General features: G+C 65.3%; 17 protein-coding genes. 11 read left to right on the forward strand and 6 right to left on the reverse strand.

Going from position 1 to position 20756, the window contains the following annotated elements; all coding sequences use genetic code 11:
• The 7 genes from KF791_19530 to KF791_19560 all read left to right on the forward strand — a co-directional run.
• On the forward strand, positions 1-1048 hold a 1048-nt coding region (locus KF791_19530), incomplete at its 5' end, for an Eco57I restriction-modification methylase domain-containing protein (GenBank protein ID MBX3734774.1).
• Between the two features lie 4 nt (positions 1049-1052).
• Positions 1053-1391 carry a hypothetical protein gene (locus KF791_19535; protein ID MBX3734775.1) on the forward strand — a complete coding sequence of 113 codons (339 nt, stop codon included), beginning with the start codon at positions 1053-1055 and terminating at the stop codon, positions 1389-1391.
• Positions 1392-1407: 16 nt separating this feature from the next.
• A complete protein-coding gene (locus KF791_19540) occupies positions 1408-1794 on the forward strand; it encodes a DUF3800 domain-containing protein (GenBank protein MBX3734776.1) in 387 nt (128 codons plus the stop codon).
• Positions 1791-2027 carry a hypothetical protein gene (locus KF791_19545; protein ID MBX3734777.1) on the forward strand — a complete coding sequence of 79 codons (237 nt, stop codon included), beginning with the start codon at positions 1791-1793 and terminating at the stop codon, positions 2025-2027. The genes KF791_19540 and KF791_19545 overlap by 4 nt, the downstream gene beginning before the upstream one ends.
• A 399-nt stretch (positions 2028-2426) precedes the next feature.
• A complete protein-coding gene (locus KF791_19550; protein MBX3734778.1) occupies positions 2427-8558 on the forward strand; it encodes an IPT/TIG domain-containing protein in 6132 nt (2043 codons plus the stop codon).
• 1150 nt (positions 8559-9708) lie between these two features.
• The gene (locus tag KF791_19555) at positions 9709-10008 is read left to right on the forward strand and encodes a hypothetical protein (GenBank protein ID MBX3734779.1); all 300 of its coding nucleotides are present in this window, start codon (positions 9709-9711) and stop codon (positions 10006-10008) included.
• Positions 10005-10370: a hypothetical protein gene (locus KF791_19560; GenBank protein MBX3734780.1), complete on the forward strand. Its 366-nt coding sequence runs from the start codon at positions 10005-10007 to the stop codon at positions 10368-10370. Before KF791_19555 ends, KF791_19560 begins: the two co-directional genes overlap by 4 nt.
• On the opposite strand, the gene KF791_19565 is transcribed toward KF791_19560, so the two are convergent.
• The gene (locus KF791_19565) at positions 10331-10963 is read right to left on the reverse strand and encodes an isoprenylcysteine carboxylmethyltransferase family protein (protein MBX3734781.1); all 633 of its coding nucleotides are present in this window, start codon (positions 10961-10963) and stop codon (positions 10331-10333) included. The two genes, KF791_19560 and KF791_19565, sit on opposite strands and share 40 nt — an antisense overlap.
• A 401-nt stretch (positions 10964-11364) precedes the next feature.
• On the opposite strand from KF791_19565, the gene KF791_19570 reads away from it, so the two are divergent.
• Positions 11365-11652, forward strand: coding sequence for a hypothetical protein (locus KF791_19570; protein ID MBX3734782.1), 288 nt, complete (start codon positions 11365-11367; stop codon positions 11650-11652).
• Positions 11653-11827: 175 nt separating this feature from the next.
• On the opposite strand, the gene KF791_19575 is transcribed toward KF791_19570, so the two are convergent.
• Positions 11828-12805, reverse strand: coding sequence for a glycosyltransferase family 2 protein (locus KF791_19575; GenBank protein ID MBX3734783.1), 978 nt, complete (start codon positions 12803-12805; stop codon positions 11828-11830).
• A complete protein-coding gene (locus tag KF791_19580) occupies positions 12802-14028 on the reverse strand; it encodes a DUF2029 domain-containing protein (protein ID MBX3734784.1) in 1227 nt (408 codons plus the stop codon). The genes KF791_19575 and KF791_19580 overlap by 4 nt, the downstream gene beginning before the upstream one ends.
• Before the next feature lie 147 nt (positions 14029-14175).
• Here KF791_19580 and KF791_19585 point away from each other — a divergent pair, with 147 nt between their 5' ends.
• On the forward strand, positions 14176-15879 hold the full coding sequence (locus KF791_19585; protein MBX3734785.1) for a gamma-glutamyltransferase family protein: 1704 nt from the start codon (positions 14176-14178) through the stop codon (positions 15877-15879).
• Positions 15880-15895: 16 nt separating this feature from the next.
• On the opposite strand, the gene KF791_19590 is transcribed toward KF791_19585, so the two are convergent.
• Positions 15896-17320 carry an aspartate aminotransferase family protein gene (locus KF791_19590; GenBank protein ID MBX3734786.1) on the reverse strand — a complete coding sequence of 475 codons (1425 nt, stop codon included), beginning with the start codon at positions 17318-17320 and terminating at the stop codon, positions 15896-15898.
• 107 nt (positions 17321-17427) lie between these two features.
• Between KF791_19590 and KF791_19595 the strand changes: the two genes are divergently transcribed.
• Positions 17428-17865 carry a hypothetical protein gene (locus KF791_19595; protein ID MBX3734787.1) on the forward strand — a complete coding sequence of 146 codons (438 nt, stop codon included), beginning with the start codon at positions 17428-17430 and terminating at the stop codon, positions 17863-17865.
• Between the two features lie 66 nt (positions 17866-17931).
• Complete coding sequence (locus KF791_19600) at positions 17932-19065, forward strand: Lrp/AsnC family transcriptional regulator (GenBank protein MBX3734788.1); 1134 nt, start codon at positions 17932-17934, stop codon at positions 19063-19065.
• 22 nt (positions 19066-19087) lie between these two features.
• Here the strand turns inward: KF791_19600 and KF791_19605 are convergent, their stop codons facing one another.
• Together KF791_19605 and KF791_19610 are read right to left on the reverse strand one after the other, a co-directional pair.
• Positions 19088-19891, reverse strand: coding sequence for an ABC-2 family transporter protein (locus KF791_19605; protein ID MBX3734789.1), 804 nt, complete (start codon positions 19889-19891; stop codon positions 19088-19090).
• Between the two features lie 14 nt (positions 19892-19905).
• Entirely contained in the window at positions 19906-20730 is an 825-nt protein-coding gene (locus KF791_19610; protein MBX3734790.1) for an ABC-2 family transporter protein, read from the reverse strand.
• Positions 20731-20756 lie beyond the last annotated feature (26 nt).

Below are 20756 nucleotides of genomic sequence, written 5' to 3' on the forward strand. Positions count from 1 at the left end.
GCATCTACTCAAATCCGACGGCCACCTCGCCTACATCTGCCCGCACAAGTTCTTCAACGCCCAGTATGGTGAGCCGATCCGCGAGGTCATCGCCAAGGGCAAACACCTCCGGCACGTTGTGCACTTCGGGGACGCACAGGTCTTTCCCGGTGCGACAATTTACTCGTGCCTGCTGTTTCTTTCCAGCGGTGCCAGCGAGAACTGCCGATTCGTCAAAGCCCATGACCTCGGGGGATGGAAAGCCTCGGGTTCTGCAGTCGAAGGCAAAATTCCCTCGACGGCGATCAAGGGTGGTGAGTGGAACTTCACTGTTGGAAAGGGTGCGGGCTTGTTCGATTTGCTGAACACTGCCCGCACCAAACTTGGCGATGTCGCGGACAGCTTTGTTGGTCTTCAAACTAGCGCTGACGATGTCTACATACTCCAGCTCGTTGAGGAACGCCATGGTTCGCTGGTCTGCTACTCCAAGTCGCTTGACAAGGAGGTCGAACTCGAGAGAGCGCTCCTACATCCGATTGTAAGCGGCACAGATGTAAAGGGTTTCTTACCACTTCCAAGCAGGCAGTTCATTCTCTTTCCATATCGTGTTCAGGATTCACGGGCAACCCTCATCCCATTTTCCACGATCAAAGCCCATCACAAGCTTACGGCGGACTACCTGACGAAGAACCGAGAACGCCTCGAGCGGCGAGCAAACGGTAGATTTGCCGACACCGATTGGTATCGGTTTGGTCGGTCTCAAAATCTCGGAATCCAAGAGACCCATAAGCTTTGTGTGCCCCGTCTTGTCGATCACCTTCATGCGGGCATTGATTTGGAGGGAACCCACTACCTCGACAACGTCGATGTCGGGGGCGTCACGTGGAAGCCTGCTTATTCCAAACGCTCGCTTAAAACACTCTGCGCTCTGTTAAACTCACAGGTTCTTCGTTGGTTCTTCCCTCATGTCAGCGCACCTTTCAGAGGTGGATTCAGGTCGGCCAATCGGCAATTCTTGGCACCAAGTTCCAGTCTGCGATGCATCCCAGAGTCAGGAAAGGCAGGTTGATCACTTGGTTGATATTTTACTCTGGCTGAACCGCCACCTCGCTGACCACCCCGAGACGGCGAGCACGCGGGACCCTTTGATGGTGGCGTATTGGGAACAGGTGTTGAACGGGCTGGTATATGAGCTTTATTTCCCCGATGAGCTGCACGCCGCCGGCCTGCACCTCTTCAATCTCGTCGCCCAGGCCGCCCCGCCAAACATCACCGAACTCCCCGAAAAGGACCGCCTGAACACCCTGCGCACGAAGTTCGAGGAGCTCTACGACATTGAGCACCCACTCCGCGCCGCCCTGTTCACCCTCGGCAACCTCGAAACCGTCCGTATCATCGAGGGCAAGGAGTAGCAGCTTTCTCGCCTCCATGAAACCCTCCTTCATCGCCTACGTGGACGAGTCCGGCGACGAAGGATTTGTCTTCAATGCCGACGGGAGTGGCAGTTCGCGCTGGTTTGTCCTGTCGGCGGCGGTGATCCGGCAGACGAACGACCTCCAGATGGTCCAGTGCCTGAGGGAGATCCGCGCAGTGTTGAAGAAGGAGCCGAAGACACCGTTGCATTTCGTGGACTTGAAGCACGAGCAGCGGGTGCCCTACATCCGGCGCGTCGGCGAACTGCCGATCCGCACCGTCAGCGTGCTCGTTTACAAGCCACTCATCGCCGAGCCGGAAATCCCCTCGGAAGTGAGAGACAAGCTGGACGCGATACACGCCTTGATGGGGACGCCCAATCTGCCGAAACGCAAAAAATGACAGCCCGGTCCATGCAGATCACCCGCGATCCGTTGATGGTGGCGTCTTGGGAGGAGATCCTGAACGGGCTGGTGCAGGAGCTGCATTTCCCGGAGGAGCCGCACGCCGCCGGCCTGCGCCTCTTCGACTTCGTCGCCCAGTCCGCACTGCCGGACCTCACAAAGGTCCCCGAAAGGGACCGCGCGTCCACCCTCCGGAGGAAATCCGGGGAGCAACAATGGGGTCGTATCTAAACGTTTGATATCCTGGGTTGGATCCGGGTTCTTTTGCGCATCATCAGGACGCCGCGGGTTGTCATGGCGGATTGGTGATCTCCCGTGACGGCGCACGGGAGTTGACGGGAGTCCCGGGATGGGGGAGCCACGGGACAGGTCCATGGGAGTTCGACACCCTGACCGAGGGCGCCACCAAGAAGCGGCCCCAAAGAGCCCACAATGGGAGGGCCAGTTGCCGCGACGTGCGGGCTCCGGTGACGTGCATCACTGCATTCGACGGGAGGTGGGAACTTCACTCCCCCCACGCCCGACCGCGGCCATACCGCCGTCGCCGACTGCCCGCGCTTCCGCGCTCCGGTTGCCATCCATGTCTTGACCCGAACCGCGGTCTGGTGCTCGATCCGCAGCTGAAAAGCCATGCAACCACCTCGCACCTCATTGCGTTGGACATTCGGTGTATTGCTGTGTCTTGCGGCAACCACCTACCTCGGCTTCCACCGGGCTCCTGAGGAGTCCACCGACCCGGCGATCCTGGCACCGGGCCCCGGAGTGCTCGCGGTGGCACCCGCGCCACAGGACCGAGCTGAAGAGGAACCCACTGGCCGCGTTTCCCCGGGCCATCTCCAACCGGTCAGCTCCGTCTTCACCACGCCGCCGGGTTCCGCAGGGCCGGCTTCCGCCCCGGCGCCCCCCGGGGCGGCCCTCCTGGATGGCAGGGCACTCGACCGCCTGGCGGCATTGCAGACCGAGAAGGAGTCCCGCCCTCCGGCAGAAGCCCGCCTGAGCAGCGACCTGATCCGGGCCACCCGCCCCCCCGGCGGTGGCGGGGATCTGGCTCGTGATGCCCAGGACCGGATCCGGGTCGAAGTGACCGGCCAGGTGACGGAGAATTTGCTGGCGGAAATCCGAACGGGTGGGGGCTCCGTGATCCACAGCTTTCCGGAATACAACTCGGTTCAGGCCTGGGTCGCGCCAGGGCGGCTGTCAGCCCTCGCCGGTCACGAAGACGTCCGATTTGTCCAACCCTTCTTCCCACCACTGTCCAACACCGGCCCAATTGTCTGGGAAGGCGACGTGACGCACCGGGCGGCGGAGGCGCGAGCAACCTTCAGCGTCACCGGTCGCGGAATCAAGGTGGGGGTGCTCTCGGACAGCGTGGATCACCTGGCGGCCTCGCAGGCCGCCGGGGAACTGGGTCCGGTGACCGTCCTGCCCGGCCAGGAAGGCCAGGGTGACGGCGAAGGGACGGCGATGCTCGAGATCGTCCACGACCTGGCGCCGGGGGCGGAGCTGCTGTTCGCCAGCGGCTTCAATGGCGTTGCGGCCTTTGCCGACAACATCGTCAAATTGCGGCAGGCCGGCTGCCAGATCATCGTGGATGACATCACCTACTTCAATCAACCCGCCTTTCAGGACGGAGTCATTGCGCGCGCGGTCAACCAGGTGACGGCCGACGGCGCCCTTTTCTTTTCGTCGGCGGCCAACAGCGGCAACAAGAACGACGGAACGTCGTGCGTCTGGGAGGGGGACTTCGTATCCGCGGGCGACATCACCTTGACCATTGACGGCCAGGCGGTGCGCTACCAGATCCACGCCTTCGGGCCCAAGGATCACAATGTCATCACCCGGGGCGGGCGGGCCGCCATCCTCAAATGGTCGGATCCGGCCGAAGCCTCCAGCAACGACTACGACCTCCTCCTGCTCAACGAACAGAATCAGGTGGTGTTTGTCTCCAACACGACCCAGAACGGAACGCAACCGCCGCTGGAAATCATCTCGGGCGAGATCCCCAACAACTACAAGCTCGCGGTGCTGGCCCGCGCCGGCACCCCCGCGCGTTTCCTCCGGCTCGAGGTGCCGCGGGGCGGCCTCGAGGCGTCCACTGCCGGCAGCACCTACGGCCACAATGCCGCCGAACGCGCCATCAGCGTGGCCGCCGTGGACGTCAACACCTCGTTTCCGCAGGCCTTCGAGGGCGGCGCCAAAAACCCGGTGCAGCGCTATAGCTCCGACGGGCCCCGCCACATCTTCTATCACCCGGACGGCACCCCCATCACCCCCGGCAACTTTCTTTCCACGGGCGGCCGCATCCTCAACAAGCCGGACATCGCCGCCGCCGACAACGGCATGACATCGGTTCCCGGCTTCCGGCCGTTCGGGGGAACCTCGGCCGCCGCGCCCACGGCCGCGGCCATCGCGGCGTTGGTCTGGTCTTACAACCCGAATCTCACCGCCGCCCAGGTGTTCGAGGCGCTCAAACAGTCCGCCCTGGATATCGAGGCGCCCGGTTGGGACCGCGATTCGGGCCATGGGCTCATCAAGGTCCCTGCAGCCCTGCAGGCGGTTCCCAATCCGCAGCTGCCGACTCTTGCCGGTTTCGTGCCGGTGTCCGGCGCGGTGGGAACCCGGGTGGCCATCGAAGGCACCAAGCTGGCGGAGGTGACCGCGGTCCGCTTCAACGAGATCGAGGCGCCCTTCACCTTCGAGTCGGCCACCCGCCTTTCCGCCACCGTACCGGCCGGGGCCCGCACCGGTCGCATCGTCCTCCTCGCTCCGACCGGCTCCGCCACCAGCACAACCGACTTCACCGTGCTGCAAGAACCGGCCATCACCGGATTCACCCCGGCCTTCGGCGCCGTGGGAACGGTCGTGACGATCAACGGCGACCATTTCACCGGCACCTCCGCCGTGCGCTTCGGCAGTCTCGAGGCCACCTTCACGGTCGAATCAGCAGCCCGCCTCCGCGCCACCGTCCCGCCCGGAGCCGGCACGGGCCGGATCACGGTCACCACCGCCGCCGGCACCGCCACCAGCCAGGGGCTCTTCACCGTCGAAACGCGGCCGGGCATCACCGACTTCTCCCCGGGCGAAGGCGGCCCTGGCACCGTGGTGGTCCTTGACGGCGTGAACCTGACCGGCACGACGGCCGTTCGCTTCGCCGGAACCACCGCGACGTTCACGCCCGATTCCGCCGTCCGAATCACCGCCACGGTGCCGGCCGGCGCCTCCACCGGCCCCATCGAGGTCACCACACCCAACGGAACCGCCGCCAGCACCCGTCCCTTCACCTTCGTTCCTGCCCCGGCATTGACCGCGTTTTCCCCGACCACCGGCCCGGTGGGAACCCGGGTGACCCTGACCGGCACCCACCTCAACGCCGTGCGCATCGTCGAGTTCGGCAGCGCGCGCGCCGCCACTGTGCTGACCGAATCCGACACCCAGATCAGCGCCTGGGTGCCGCCCGGCGCCGGCAGCGGCCCGATCCGCGTCACCTCACCGGGAGGCAGCGCGGTGACCGTCCAACCGTTCACCGTGCTGGCCGCCCCGCCGAACGACACCTTCGCCAGCGCCCAGCCGCTGAGCGGGCAGTCCGGCACCGTGACCGGAGGCAACGTGGGCTCCTCCAAGGAACCCGGCGAACCGGCCCACGGCAGCAACGAAGGCGGCCGCTCAGTCTGGTACCGATGGACGGCCCCCGCTTCGGGCACCTGGGAGTTCTCCACCCGCGGCAGCACCTTCGACACCCTCCTGGCCGTTTACCGCGGCAACACCCTCGACGACCTGACGTTGGTCGCCCAAAACAACGACGACGGCGACGCGAAAACCAGCCGGGTGACCTTTCTCGCCACCGCCGGCGTGACCTACGCGATCGCGGTGGATGGCTTCTACTCGGGGACGCTCGACCCCCCCGTGCCGGCCTCGGGCACACTGGTTCTCCAGTGGCAGGCAGACGTACAAACCCCGGTGATCACCTTGGTTACCCCGGACAGCGGACCCGTCGGCACCGCGGTGACGCTGTCCGGCGTCAATTTCCAAGGGATCACCACCGTCAGTTTCGACGGGCACCCCGCCGCCTTCACGCTGCGGTCGGCAACCGAAATCCTCACGACCGTGCCCGGGGGCGCGGCGACCGGCCGCATCCGGGTCACTTCGCCGGGCGGTACGGCAACCACCCTTCGGGATTTCCAGGTGACGGTGACTTCGAACAACGATCACTTCGCCGACGCCCAACTCCTCACTGGCCAACACGGGAGTGTCACCGGACGCAACCTCGAGGCCACCAAGGAACCCGGCGAGCCCTCGCACGGCGGCAACCCGGGCGGCCGATCGGTCTGGTACCGCTGGACCGCCCCCGACGCCGGACTTTACGTCTTCAACACCCTCGGAAGCGATTTCGACACCCTGCTCGGCGTCTACATCGGCCCCGCCCTCCACCAACTCACCGAGCTTGCCGCAAACGACGACGGCGGCGTGGACCTCACCAGCGCCATTCTCCTCCCCGCCACCGCCGGCAGCACCTACCAGATCGCGGTTGACGGCTACGGCGGCGCCAGCGGCAACGTCATCCTCAACTGGGCCCCCGCCGGCCAGCTCCCCGAGATCACCGGCTTCTCCCCTCTCGCCGGCCCCATCGGCACCTCCGTAACCATCGATGGCAACCGATTCACCGACACCACCGGGGTTGCCTTCGCCGGAACCCCGGCAACCACCTTCACCGCGGTTTCCGCCACCCGCCTCACCGCCGTGGTCCCGCCCGGCGCGACCACCGGTCGCCTCACCGTCTTCACCCCGGCAGGAACGGCCGTCAGCGACCGGGAATTTGTCGTGGGCCGCCTCCCGGACAACGACCGCTTTGCCGACGCCCTCCGGCTCCCCGCAGCCGACCACTACCAGACCGGCAGCAATGTCGGAGCCGGCAGGGAAACCGGCGAACCCAACCATGCGGGCGACCCGGGCGGCCGCTCCATCTGGTATCGCTGGACCGCCCCCGCCACCGGCGTCTGGATCTTCGACACTCTGGGCAGCGATTTCGACACCCTGCTCGCCATCTACCGCGGCGACACCGTGAACACGCTTACCCGCATCGTTGAAAACGACGATGGGACCGAGGACTTCTCCAGCCGCGTCGTCCTTGAGGCCACCGCCGGCACCGAATACCGCATCGCCGTTGACGGCTATGCCGGTGCCAGCGGCAACGTGGTCTTGCGCGGCTATCGTGAAGATCCCCGGCCCGTCCTTTATGCCACCGGGTTCGAGGAGTTCAATCCGGCAGCGCCGCTCGCGGGTCAACGCGGCTGGCAAAGCGACGGGAGCGGCGGCAATGGCATCGTAGAGGACTACCTTCCCGGTCTGAGTCAACAGGCCTACATCGGCTATTGGCCACCCAATTTCGGCGACCGCGGCCTCCTGCTCTGGCACGACCTCAATCACCTGCCCGCCCAGCAACCCGTCCTCGAGTTCACCGTCACCATGGCCATCGTTGACTCATTGAACCGCGCTTATGACACCTTCTACTGGGCGGCCTACAACAATGGGGGCCACCGCCTCGTCCTCGTCGCATTCGACAATGAGACCCTCAACGTTGTTTACGCCCTCGACGACGGCCAGGGACTCCGCCCAACCGGAGTCTCCTTCGAAAACAATCGGCCTTTCGAACTGCGCCTTCGCATGGACTTCGCCGCCAATCGCTGGTCCGCCGTTCTCGACGGACAAGCCGTCGTCCAGGAACAACCCCTCACCCTCACCGGCGCCCCCCTGAACCTCGCCGACCTCGACGCAGGCTGGCTCGTCGCCAACACCTTCTGGCCGGGTGACAACTACATGATCTTTGACAACTACCGGGTGGCCCTGGCCGGCGACCCCCAACCCGTGCTGCGCGCATCACCCGTCAGCCAGACCGTCAACCTCGGCGAACCGGCCATCTTCGCCGTCATCGCACAGGGCGAAGAAACCTTGCGCTACGAGTGGCTCAAGGAGGGTCAACCCGTGACGAGCGCCACCGGCCCGGTGCTGCTCCTCACGACGACCGGCCCGTCCGACGCCGGCGGCTATCAAGTACGCGTCTCCAACCGCAGCGGCTCGGTGACCAGTGCCACCGCCACCCTCACCGTTCAGCAACCGCTCCCCATCATCACCAGCCCGCCGCTCGCACGTACCGCAGTCGCCGGAAACGACGTCCGCTTTTCCGTCGTCGCCGTCGGTGCGCCGCCGCTCCGATATCAGTGGCGCCGAAACGGCGCGGATCTTTCGGGCGAAACCGGCGTCTCAATCCTGTTACGGCGCGTGTCAATGTCCGAAGCCGGGGAGTACACCGTACAGGTCACCAACCCGTCCGGCTCCGCCTTGAGCCCACCGGCCGCCCTCGTCGTCGAGCCGCCCGCCTCCTTCGCCGACTGGGCCGTCGCCCATCTCGGCGGCTATCCGCTGGCCGACCAGGGGGCCCTGGCAGACGCCGATCGTGACGGCTGGTCCAATATGGGCGAATACGCCCTCGGCACGCGACCCGACGATCCCGCCTCGCGCCCACAACTTGAAGCGACCCTGACGGACATTGGCGGTGTGCCCCATTTCGTCCTGAGCTTCGTCCCCAACCCCACCGCCCGGGGCGTCTCTTTCTCGGCCGAGTTCTCCTCCACCCTCCACCCACCAGACTGGCGCGGAACCGACGTCACAGAGATCTCAGCCGGACCGCCCCGGGTTCTGGGCAGGGTCGTCGCCCCGGGCGCCCAAGGCGGGTTCCTCCGACTCAAGATCAGCCTCCAAGAATAGCGCGTCCGGCCTCCCTGCACACCCCCTTCGAGCGCAACCCCGCTTGGGCAACTGCAGGAAGTCCTCGCACTCGTGGAAGTACAGCCAGCGAAATCCGTCGCACGGTCAATGAGCTCCCGCCACGGAAATCAGCGGCTGTCGGTTCGTTCCACCTTGGTGAATATTTCGATTCTCCGGTCCGTGCGCAGCAACCTTTTAGGCGTTGTGAGGATGAGCGAGGAGCAACTCACCTCGTCCATTGCCGCTCCTCTCTCCTGCGGAACGAGCAACCCCGCTTCGCGCCTCCACGTGTTCCTCCCGACCCCAGAAGACAAGTCACGGCTCATTCGCGATTACCAGGGCCGCCAACGTCCGTCCCGGCCCGCACAAGCCTGCGATTTTGGAAAAAGCCCGCCAGCAACCTCATGCAGGACGCTTCGGACAACGCAGACGGGTCCCGCTCGGCGGAATCCCGTTCTGACCGCCCGGGCGCGGGAGGACTTTTCGTGAACACGCTCGACGACGAGGCCGCCAGCGAGAAGAGACCATTCACCTGGCCCTCTGTGCGCCCTTCGAGAACACGCTGCAAGAAATAACACGCTGCAAGAAATAATGGTTCAGAATGGACAGTTGCCGTGCCGCAAGGCCGGCCTCCCGGCGCCACCATCATCGAGACCCTTTGGCGGCCGGAACCAGTCACCCAAAAATAGCAACCGCAACGCCAACGTGTTTGCGGAACTGCGAGGTGCCTGGCTGTGCCCGCCGGGCGAATCGCTCCCCGAGTCGCCATGCAGGTCGCCAAGCTCCTGCAAGCGGCGATGCTTCCCTGTTCGAATGCGGAGTCGCAGCAGCCGGTGGGCTTGGCCTACTGGAAGCGTTCCCGGGAGTCCCCGTTGAAATCCCCCTCTGGAAGCCGAATGGCTTGTCGCGAGCAATCCGGAAATACCCAGGAGCCGCTTCCGGAAGTTTCTCCTCGCCGCCAATGGCCGAGCCTGGCTGGTGAGCCAAATGAGGACACCCTGACCCTCGCCCGTCGTCACCGACCATCGCCACGCCATTGCCGCCTCCCTTGGTGCATTTGTCTCAACGCCCTTGGCGCAGGCCGCCCGCAGATTCTTGGCCGGGCTGCGCTACCTGGCGCTGATCAGGCAACCTGAAATTACTCTTTCACATGAGTGCCAGCCCTCTCCACTTCCGGAGGCTTGACGAGGATTCGCCGGAACGACGTCTCGAGACGATCCCTGAAATTGAGCAGGGCCGGTTCAACGTCATGGACTGCGCCCATTCCAATCCGAATGAACTGTCCGTTGAACCCCTGCCCAAAGACTCGAATCCGGACCATGCAGAGATTCCCTGGAGGATCACCCGCGGCCTTGCGACTGCGATGCTCCCGGACCAGAAACGTCAGGCGTCGCGGATGGCGATTCGAGAGTTTGATGCCACTCGATCCCCGGCCCGGGCACTTTCATGAGCGAATTCCAGTACCACGAGTTCCAGGCGGTGGAACGGCCGCTGAGCCCGGAGGCGATGGCGACGTTGCGCCAGTTCTCGAGCCGCGCGCAGATCACTTCGTCCGGTTTCGTCAACGAGTACTCGTTCGGAAGCTTCAAGGGGGACCCGGACGAGTGGATGGTGCGGTATTTCGACGCGTTTCTCCACATCGCCAATTGGGGCGCGCGGGTCCTGATGTTCCGGCTGCCATCGTCGCTCCTCCCGGAGGCTTCCGCCAGAGTCTTTGTCCCGGGCACCGACTCACGACCGCGGTCCGAATCCATGGAAACGGCCGGATCAGGTCAACGACTCCAAAGGGGAGCGAACCGGCCCGTGCGCTGACGGTATTCGGCGTACAATGCACCAAAGGTCCTCTCGGCTTCGGCCTCCTCCTGCCGGGCCAGACGTTGGTACAGCCAGAGCAGGACCGGAAACATCAGAAGGGTTGGGAATGTGGGCCAGTTGATCAGGCTGCCGGCCAGGAAGAGAAAGAAGCCGGTGTATTGGGGATGCCGGATGCGCCGGTAGAGGCCCTCGGTCACGAAACCGCCCCGGGCGCGATGGATCTGGCGCCATCCGGCCAGCGCGATGACGCCGCCCGTGAATATGAGGAGATTCCCGAGCCACGTCAGCACGACGGCACCGGAATCCCCCCATCCGAACAGGTACGCCCATGCGTGACCGTGGAAGTGATCGGCCGCGTACTCGGACTGCCCGGTGATCCCGGCAATCACGTACAGCGAAAGGGGAAGCCCGTACATCTCCGCGTACAGAGCCACCACGAACGCCTGTGCGACGCCCATGGAACGCCACGCCACGCGGGTCTTGGGACGCAGGACGCCGTAGACGAATCCCCCGGCAAGGAGGATGTAACCAAGGGTCAGCCACGGATTGCCGTAGCCGATGCCCATCAGGTCGGAGAACCGGTCTGCCACAGCGCAGTTTATCGCGGGTTCCGGGAATCCCAAACGCGACGCGCCCTCTCACCTCGGTGCGTTGATTGAGGGGCAAACGCCATGACCAACCCCGGGGGAGTTTCCGCCCCCGTGCCCCGGAGGGCCCGGTGCACGCGATGAAGACGCCGGATCCACCAGGGCTCCGCCTTGGAGTCTCCCGGGGCTTGTTGGACGGTGACCGTGGGAAGTCCGTCCGCGGGTTCGCCGGATCGCGGATCGAGCCGGTGCCGAGATTGTCGTGGAGACGAAGTGGTGTCCGCTGGCCCATGGCGTGCTCGCCCGGGGACATTTCATTTGACGCGGCCTCGGGGTCTCCGCGACAACCACGTCGTTCCGGTTCCTGCTAACGCAATCTCCAAATCCCTCCCGAGGAAATCTCCATGTTCGCCGTTGTCCGTCACTACCACTTCAAGGCCGAGGACGGCCCGAAGATTGACCGCATGGTTCGCGAGGAGTTCGTGCCGCTGATCAAAAAGGCCCCGGGATTCATTCGCTACTACTGGCTCGATACGGGTGCAGGCGAAGGAGCGTCCGTCAGCGTGTTCAAGAACAAGGCGGGCGCCGACGAGTCCATCCGGCTGGCAGCCGAATACGTCCGGGAACATGCCGGCAAACTCCTGACCCAGAAGCCCGAAGTCATTGAGGGTCCGGTGAAGGCCCACGACTGATCTCCAGGGCAATGCCGACGCTCGCCGTTGGCCCGAAGGCCCGACAAGTCCCTTTGGTCGGGACGCGAGGGAATCGGCGGGGATCCACCCGCTCCGGCAGCCGGATCGTCCATGATGGAAAGCCCGACGGAACTGTTCGACGCCGGCCCGTGCTCCAGTCGGAGCTCCTCTCCGTTCATCCGGGGACATCGGTTCCCTTGCGGTGAACACTCTGCACGATGAAGAGCGGTCTCCCCTTGAGTTGCTCATGGATTCGGCCCAAGTACTGGCCAAAGATCCCCAGCACGAGCAGTTGGGCGCTGCCGACAAAGGTGATGACAATCATGAGGCTGGTCCAGCCCTGGGGGGTGCGGCCGACGAACCACCATGAATAAAGGGAGTAGAGGATCAGAAACAAGCTGCCGACTCCCAGGAGCACCCCGCCATAGCTGGCCAGCTTGAGCGGGCGGGTGGACGAGGTAAAAACCCCATCCGCGGCCAACTGGACCAACCGGCTCCACGGATACTTGGTTTCGCCGGCGTAGCGCCTGTCGCGATCATAGGGTAACGCCACCTGCCGGAATCCCACCCAACTGATCATGCCGCGCAGGAAGCGATGCCGTTCCGGCATCTGCAGGATCACCTCCAGGACGCGGCGCGAAATCAGCCGGAAGTCTCCCGTGTCGAGGGGAATGGGATGGTCGGAGAGGTGGCTCAACATCCGGTAGAAAACGGCACACGCGCCGCGCTTGACCGGGTGATCCCCCAGGCGGCTGCGACGCTGCGCGTAAACGACTTCGGCGCCCTGATCCATGAAGGCCAGCATGTCCGGCAACAATTCCGGTGGATCCTGCAAATCCGCATCCATGATCAGAATGCGCTCCCCGGTGCAATGATGCAATCCGGCGGAAAGCGCCAGTTGATGCCCGTGATTTCGGGAGAGGTTCACCACCACCAGGGCGGGGTCACCAGCCACCAGATTCAGCAGAAGAGCAAACGTCTCATCGGTCGAACCGTCGTTCACCGCCACAATCTCGTAGGACGTTCCCAGCGCGTCGCCCACGGCCTTGACCCGGCGGTGCGTCTCCGTGATGACCAGGGCCTCGTTGTAACATGGCAGGATGAACGAGACCAATGGCCGGGCGGCAACGTGGATTGGAGTCGGGACGCTCATGAGCACCGGGGCTGGAGCCGTTCCGTTGCCGGTTGATGCCAGACGAACAACGCGAGCAGGACGATGAAGATCAGCGTCATCGCCGGGTGCCAGATCAGGGCAAAAGAATTCCCGAGCCACGGCCGCAGCATCCCCGGCAGAACTCCCATGGAAAGGGACATCGTCCCGAGCACGCGGCCGCGATGAACCGAGTCCGGGTTGCTGAGCCAGTCCACCGCCCAGAACCCCAGTGCGGGTGCCAGAATGCCGTAGCTGTTGGTCTCATTCATGGGATTAAAGAGCATCAGGTATGAGGTGGCCAGGGCATGGAGCCACATCGCCTGCAGCGGCTCCCTCAGCCGCCGGGCACCGAACCACCACAGTGCGGCGGTGACCAGGCCCGCCGTGGCCCGGGCGATCGTAGAGGCCTGGGGTGGCAGCTCTGTGCCAAAGGTGCGCAGGATTCCGTTCAAGTCGGCGAACCGGTGCTCGGAGACGGCGGCACAATCCCTGAGATTCCTTCCAAGGTCCCGGTACTGCGCGACGACGTATGCCGGCGGCCCGAAAAGCAGCGGCAGCGCGATCAGCGTGACAAGCCCAAGGGCGATGCGCCAACGCAGCGGCACGTAGACCAGGGGGGCGAGCAAAACCATGACCGCGCCCAGCGGTTTAATGGCCAGCGTCAGGACGATCAAAGCGGCCGCCCGGTGCCACTGGCGACAGGCCAGGCAGCCGGCGGCGTGCAGCAGCACGCCGCCCAGCAGCGCATTGGCCTGCCCGGTTTGCAGCGAGCCCAGGCACAGCGGCAACGCAATAATCGTCGCCCCCAGGAACCAGCGCGCCCAATCCGTCTCAAAGCGCAGCCGCACCACTCGCGCCAGTCCGGTGGCGACGACCGCGGCCGAAAGCAATCGCCAGAGGATGTCTCCCGCCGGAGCAGGCATGCGGTTGAACGGCGTGAACAGAATCGCGAATTGGGGCAGGTAGTTCATGCCGCCCGGCCCTTGATACAGCGGCTCGCGCGACCACCAGTGGGTGCTGGCCTCCCGATAGAGCGGAATCACGGTCCGCTTGGAAGGACGCGCAAAAACCATGATGCTAATCACCACCATGGGCACCACCCAAAAGGCAACGGCGACCATCAGGAGACGGCGGGATCGTCTCCGGGCGACGCTGCTGTCGCCGAACTCGTTTTGCGCTGCAGCCGGCGTCGGGACGACCGGCGGACGGGCGATGGAGTCCACGGTCAAAATCCTGATCAGCACGTGGGTCCGGAACCAGTGGAAATTTGAACCGCCCTGCCCCGGGGGCTGCCATCGGCTCCATGGAATCGGTGGCGATTCCTTCGCAATCCTTGGACACGCGCCCCTGAAAACTGCTACCGAAACGACATGAGCTTCCGGGTCTCGGTGTGGATCCTGATCGGCATGGTTTCATCCAACGCGCAAACGGAGTCGCTGCGCCCGGTCTCCGGACCTCATATCACCCGGTCCGAAGTGCTGGCCCCACGCGGGATGGTCTGCACCAGCCATCCCCTCGCGACCCAGGCCGGAGTGGAGGCGCTGCGGGCCGGCGGCTCGGCTGTGGACGCCGCCATCGCCGCCAACGCCTGTCTTGGACTGATGGAACCGGTCAGTTGCGGGATCGGGGGCGATCTGTTTGCCCTGGTCTGGGATCCGGAAACCCGGCGGCTCCAAGGGTTGAACGGCAGCGGACGGTCCCCCCGATCCTTGACCCTGGAGGCGCTGCGCGAACGGGGATTGGAGTTCATCCCGGCCTACGGCCCCCTTCCGGTGACGGTGCCCGGGTGTGTGGACGGCTGGTTCACGCTCCATGCGCGGTTTGGGCGGCGTCCCATGGCATCGAACCTCGCTCCTGCAATCGCCTATGCCCGCGACGGATTTCCGGTGACGGAGATCATCGCCGCGGCGTGGGCCCGCAACCTGGAAAAAGTGGGCTCGTACCCCAACGTTGCCGGGCTTTACGCGCCGGCCGGCCGGGCCCCACGCACTGGCGAACGATTCCGGAATCCGGGTCTTGCGACCACTTATGAACAAATGGCCGCCGGGGGTCGGGACGTCTTCTACCGCGGCGCACTGCCGCGGACCATTGCGGCCTTCCTCAAGTCCGAGGGCGGGTTTCTCGACGAGGCGGATTTCGAGAACCACACCTCGACCTGGGTGGATCCCATTTCAACCCGGTACCGGGACCATGAGGTCTGGCAGTTGCCGCCCAACGGACAGGGACTGTCGGTCCTGCAGATGTTGAACCTGCTGGAGGGGGATGACCTGCGGGCGGCCGGGTTTGGCAGTGTGGCGGCGATGCATCGGTTCATCGAGGCCAAGAAGCTCGCGTTCGCCGACCGGGCGCGGCTGTATGCCGACCCGGACTTCTTCAAGACCCCGGTCGCCACGCTGGCGTCCAAGGAGTATGCCGCACGGCGGCGGCACCTGATGGACCCCGAGCGGGCGGCCCTTGAGGATGCCCCCGGGATCCCCGCGCTCAAGATCAGCGACACCGTGTACCTGTGCGCGGCCGACGAGCGGGGGATGATGGTATCGTGGATCCAGAGCAATTTTCGCGGGATGGGCAGTGGCGTGGTGCCGCCCGGGCTCGGCTTCATGCTGCAGGATCGCGGCGAGGCCTTCGATCTGACCCCCGGTCGTCCAAACACCTACGCACCCGGCAAGCGACCGTTCCACACCATCATCCCGGGTTTCCTGACGCAGGATGGGGAGCCCGTGATGGCCTTCGGCGTAATGGGGGGCGACATGCAGCCGCAAGGTCATGTGCAGGTGCTGGTCAACCTGCTGGATCACGGGATGAGCCTTCAGGCGGCGGGCGATGCACCCCGCATCTACCACACGGGATCCAGTGAACCCACGGGGCGCACGATGACGAACGGCGGCGTGGTCCACCTGGAGCCCGGATTTTCCGCGGACACGGTGGCAGCCCTTGAAGGGCGGGGGCATCGAATCGTCGTGGAAAAGGGGGAAATCTACGGGGGGTACCAGGCGGTGATGTGGGATCGCACCAACCGGGTGTGGATCGGCGCCAGCGAGTCGCGGAAGGACGGCCAGGCGGCCGGCTACTGACCGTCGCCGGACGCCGTCAACGGGCGCGCGACGTCAGGGCCGCCTTGCCGATGTCGGTGATCACATCCCAGGCCGGTCCCGGGAACTTGTGCATGCCGGTCATCACGTCCTCGAAGGCGTCGTGGAACCAGCGCACGTCCGTCTCGCTGATGACCAGCGGGGGCAGGAGCTTGACCACGTCTATCGCGTGTCCGGCCACCTGGGTGATGATGTGGTGCCGGCTCATCAGGGGCATGACACAGGCCTGCGGAAACAGGCTCTTGTCGAGGCCGTGGCAGATGCTCCACGCCGTCTTCAGGGTCAGCGAACGGGGGGATCCGAACTCGATGCCGAGCATCAGTCCGCGCCAGCGAACCTCCTTGATGAACTCGAAGCGCGGGATCATCGCCCGCAGTCCCTCGCCCAGCAGGTTGCCCATCCGCTCCGCATTGGCCATCAACTGGTGGCGGTCGAGGACATCCAGCGCTGCAAGCCCGGCGGCCATGGCGAAGTTGCCCTGGCTGAACGTCGAGCTGTGCACCACCGAACGTTGCATGCTGGAAAACACCTTGTCGTGGATCCAGCGCTTGCACAGCACCGCCGCCACCGGGACGAAGCCGGCCGAGAGGGATTTGGAGAGCACCACGATGTCGGGATCCACCCGGGGGCCATCGTGTTCGATGGCGAGGAACTTTCCGGTGCGCCCCATCCCCGACTGAACCTCGTCATCAATGAACAGTGCGCCATGCTTGCGGCAGAGGCGCTGGGCGGCCAGGAGGTATCCGGGGGCGGCGATGTAGACGCCCTTGCCCTGGATGGGCTCCACGACAAAGGCGGCAACATCCCCGCGCTTCAGTTCCTGTTCGAGGGCGTCGAGGTCGTTGAAGTCAATCATCCGGCAGTCGGGCAGATAGGGCTCGAACCCCGAGCGGAAGCTTTCGTCGCCGTTCACCGACAGCGCGCCGTACGTCAGTCCGTGGTAGGCCTTCTTGCAGTAGATGATCCCCGGGCGGCCGGTGGCGCACTTGGCGTACTTGATCGCCGCCTCCACGCCCTCCGCACCGGAATTCGCGAAAAAGACCATGTCCAGTTCATTGGGCATCCGGCGCTTGAGCTCCGCGGCAAGCACCCCCGCAAGGAGCGGCGCCTCCATCTTCACCAGGCTGGGGTAGTCCGTCTGCAGGAAGTCCATGAGCACGCGCCGGACTTCGGGATGATTGCGCCCCAGGCCGAACACGCCGTAGCCCGAGAGCATGTCGAGATACTTCGTGCCCTGAATGTCCCAAAGGTACGGACCTTCCCCGCGGATGTAGCAGTGGTCGAACCCGATCGTCTTCAGCGTCCGCACGTTCGCGGGATTGACGTGCGCCGCGTGCAACTCGTAGTTGCGGCCCTGGTGCTCCTGCAGGAGCGCCCGGATGTCGAGGCCGGACGGACGCGCCGCCGGGGTCGAAGTCTCCATCAGCATCGAAAACACATCCTCCCTGCGACCCGCCCGCGCAAGTCCGGCGTGGCCCGTCCCCGGGGACTTCCGGGAACCGCGTTTGCAGAAGTCCGGCTACTTCAAGCTTGAGTTTGCAGCCGGGGTTGGGCGAGAAGGCTCGCGTGTTTCCCGAGGTGCGTCCCGTGCTTCCGGCCCTCGTCGTGGCGGGCCTTCTTGCCGCCGGGTGTTCTTCATCCGGCACTCCCGGTCCGCTGGCCTCCGGGGCGCCGGCCGCCGCGTATCCGCCCACCGACCCGCTGCGGATCGAGCTGCTCCCGTGGGCGCCCGCGCGGGACCACGAGCGCGTGGCGGAAATCACCATCGTGCCGGCACGGGGATCCACGCGCGCGATGATCGAGGCGTCCCTGATGGAGTCCGCGGCGGCCGTGGGTGGCCATGCCGTGTTTGTGGTGTCCGACCCGGGGCATCGGCTGAAGCTGGTGCAGGTGGACCCCCTCCCGTCGGAGCGTTCGCAGCCGTACCCGACCAACGGCATCGTGGCCGTGGCCATCCGCTACCCATGACCCCGCCGGGCCCGCCCCGGAAACCCGCTGGACCGTGCCCCGGTCTTCGCGAACCTTGCGGGGAACATGACGTTATCCAGCCCGGTTCCCGTGGACACCACGGACCCCGTCAACGCGAAGATCCTGTCCGTCAGCGAGGACCGGATTCAGGGGTTTAGCGCGGATCCGCTTGGGGAGATCAGCCGGCTGTCGGGGGTTTCGCTGCCGGACGTCATTGTCCGGCTCCGGGCCCTGATGGAGGCGGGTGTCATCCGGCGCGTGCGCCAGACGTTGCTTGCCACCAATCTGGCCGATGGCGCCCTGTGTGCGTGGCAGGTGCCCTCCGACCGGCTGGAGGCGGCATTCGACTTCCTGTTCCAGCAGGACCCGTTCAGCGGCCATGTGGTCATCCGGTCCACGGACGCCGCAACACCGGGATCCAACTACCGGCTCTGGACCACGCTGAAGGTGCCGCAGGGGTATTCGCTGGAGCGGCACGCGGCGTGGCTGGCCGGGCGCATCGGGGCCGCGCATCACCGGCTGATGCCCGCCCGCAGGGTGTTCACCCTCGGGGTGGGCCATGTGCGCCGGCGCGGCATGGAGCCGGGAAGCCGTGCAGACACCCCGGCGGAGGCGGTGGAGGTGCAGGTGGCCCGCCTCAACGAGCTGGAGTGGCGGGTTCTGGTCGCGCTGAAGCGTGAGTTTCGTCCGGAGGAGCTCGTTCCGGACCTTTGGGTTCCCCGGGCGGCGGAGGCGGGTGTGCCGCTCCCGGTGTTCCTGGAGGTGGCCGCGGACCTGACCGCGCGCCGCATACTGGGCCGATTCAGCACCTTCCTCGAGCACGTGAAGCCGCTGGCCACCGGGGAGCGGGTCACCCGCTTCAACGCCCTCTTCCACTGGGCCGTGCCGCCCGGTCGCGAGATGGATGCCGGGCGCGAGGTGGGCCGCCACCACATCATGACCCACGCCTACTGGCGCGAGGGGGGGCCGGAATTCCGCAACGTCAACATCATGGGCGTCGCCCACGGCACGGACAAGGAACTGGTGCTGGCCCACAAGGCGGCGATTGACCGGCATCTCGTCGAGGCCGGCATCGAGCCGGCCTACACCAACGTGTTCTGGGGCGGCCGCAGCGAGATCAAACCGAGTGAGATTTCGCCGATGGCCTACGCCGCGTGGTGCCGGGAAATGGGCCTGGATCCGGAATCCATGCGGCCATGAACCTGCAGGGACGGCCGGGCGCTCAGGAACTGGCGCTGGTATAATGGCGCGTTGCCAGCCGCCACACCCATTCGCTCCCCGCAAAGCAACCGGCCGCCATCACCATCAGGAGGCCCATCTCCCAGGGGGAGGACAGGCGGTCGGTGAGCAGCTTCACCGGAACGTTGGCGACGAGGAGCATCGGCAGCACGAAGGTGAACACCGCCTTGAACGCACCCCGGGGAATCGCCGCGTCCGGAAGCCGGGCGATGTTGAACAGGTTGTAGTAGCCCCACACCATCCCCTGGGCCCGCACGGTCCAGAACGCAACGATGGCCAGGAGGAACATCAGGGAATAGTGAATCGTCAGTCCCGCCCCGCAGAGGACCAGGAACCCGGCGATCTGGGCCGCGGTCGGCACCACCCCGAGCCGGGACAGGGCGTACCCCATGACCGCCAGTCCCAGCAGGGCGTTCACCACATTGCCCGCCTCGAACTTGCGGGTGGAAATCAGGAACCGCGTGTTGACCGGGAGCAGCAGGAAGAAATCCAGTTTTCCGGTCCGGATCAGTTCCGAGAGGTTCGTCAGGTTGGTCATGAACACGATGCTCACCAGTTGCATCAGGAACTGGCTGGCTCCGGACAACAGGATCACCTCCCACTTGGTCCAGCCCGCGATGCTGTCGGTGTGCTCGTAAAGGACGCTCATGAAGGCCAGCTGGAGGGCAAACCACAACGACTCCACCACGATCCAGAGGAGGAAATTTACCTTGAACATCATCTCCTGGATGAGGGAGATGCGGCACAACTGTCCGTAGAGGGATCCGTAGCGGCGCAGACGGTTCATGGCTGGTGGCTCGCTCAACCGCCCGCCGCGGCATAGCGGCGGATCCCCCGCGACCACGCCCAGCGGGCCAGGAGCAGTCCGGCCAGCACCCATGCGGTCTGGATGCAGAGGCCGAAGGCCAGCTCCCCGCCGCTCACCCGCCCGAGGTACACCGACGCCGGGAAGTAACAAAGGTACGGGTATGGGGTGAACTGCAGGGCCCGCGCGATGCCCGGCGGCAGGATGTCCAGGGGGAACATGTGCCCGCTGCAGAGGTATTCGAAGGCGAACTGGATGAAGATGAACGTGCTGACGTCGAGCACCCAGAACGCCAGCAGCGCCAGGCTGTACGCGAGGAAGAACTGGAGCAGGGCCGCCAGGAACACCGACACGGCAAACCACGCCGCAGTGTCGAGGCCGTCGGGCAGGACGAAGTAGTCCCGAAGGTGCACCACAAACAGGGTGACGGGGATCAGGGCGAACGCCGTGTAGATCGTTCGCCCCGAGGCGTAGAGGCAGAGCCGGTAGACCAGGTAGTCCATCGGCTTGAGCAGGAACTGGCTGATGGCGCCGTCCTTGATGTCCGCGGCGATCTGCCAGTCGTCCTCGGCCACCGCCGTCAGCGCATCCACCAGCGTCACGACCAGGTAGTAACTGATCATGCCCTGCAGGGTGTGCGTACCGACCTGGAAGTCCGGCCCCCTGCCGTCGTAGATGGCCCGCCAGACAAACAGGGTGCCCATCAGCGGAATCAGGCCCATGACCGCGCGAAACAGGAAGTTCACGCGGTACACCAGGGTGTTCTGGATGCCGATGCTGAAAACGTGCAGGTACTTGGCCATCGGCGCGACGCCGATCATGCCCGCCGGGTCGCCGGGCGCAATGC

This window comes from Verrucomicrobiia bacterium, assembly GCA_019634635.1.
GTDB lineage: Bacteria > Verrucomicrobiota > Verrucomicrobiia > Limisphaerales > UBA9464 > UBA9464.